The 1,000-nt window shown below is 71.7% G+C and carries 1 protein-coding gene; it reads left to right on the forward strand.

The features are described 5' to 3' along the window. Nucleotides 1–1,000, forward strand: a 1,000-nt coding sequence (locus ACZ5CW_RS41215) for a DUF1015 family protein (RefSeq protein ID WP_468610973.1), incomplete at both ends; no start/stop codon positions are given.

Below are 1,000 nucleotides of genomic sequence, written 5' to 3' on the forward strand. Positions count from 1 at the left end.
GACCCCGAGCCGGGCCTGTACGTGTACGAACAGCAGGACGGCAACGGCATGCTCCAGCGCGGTGTCATCGGCGCCCTGCGCGTCTCGGAACCCGAGGACGGCGTGGTCCTGCCGCACGAGGACATCATGCCGCCCGTCGTCGCCGACCGCGCGGCCCTGATGCGCGCCACCCGGGCCAACCTCGAACCACTGCTGCTGACCTACCGCGGCGACGGCACCGCCGCCGCCGTCGTCGAACGCACCGCCGGGCGCCCGCCCCTGCTCGCCACCACCACCGAGGACGGCTTCCACCACCGCCTGTGGTCACTGACCGAGCCGGCCGAGATGACCCTCATCCAGACCGAACTGCAACACCACCAGGCCCTCATCGCCGACGGCCACCACCGCTGGGCCACCTACCTGCGCCTACGCGCCGAACACCCCTCCCCCAGCCCCTGGGACTACGGCCTCGTCCTCCTCGTCGACACCGCCCGCTACCCCCTGCGCGTCCGCGCCATCCACCGCCTGCTGCACGGCCTGCCCGTCACCGACGCACTCACCGCCGTGGAAGGCCTCTTCCGGGTACGCCACCTCGAGGTCCCCCTGCCCAAAGCCCTGGAGGCACTGGCCGACGCCTCCTGCGCCGGCAACGCCTTCCTGCTCGCCGGCGACGGCGCCTTCCACCTGCTCGACCGCCCCGACCCGGACCTGCTCGCCCGCACGATCCCGGCCGACCGCCCGGCCGCCTGGCGCTCCCTGGACGCCACGGTCCTGCACGCCACACTCCTCGACCACGTCTGGCACATCCCCGAGGACTCCCCGGGCCACATCGCCTACATCCACGACACCGCCGCCACCGTCGCCAAAGCCGAACACGACGGCGGCACAGCCGTCCTCATGCACCCCGTCCGCGAAGAAGTCGTACGCGAACTGGCCCGCCAAGGCGTCACCATGCCCCGCAAATCAACCTCCTTCGGCCCGAAACCAGCCTCAGGCCTGGTACTACGCACACTGGAGAACT

This window comes from Streptomyces sp. NPDC031379 (assembly GCF_055569615.1).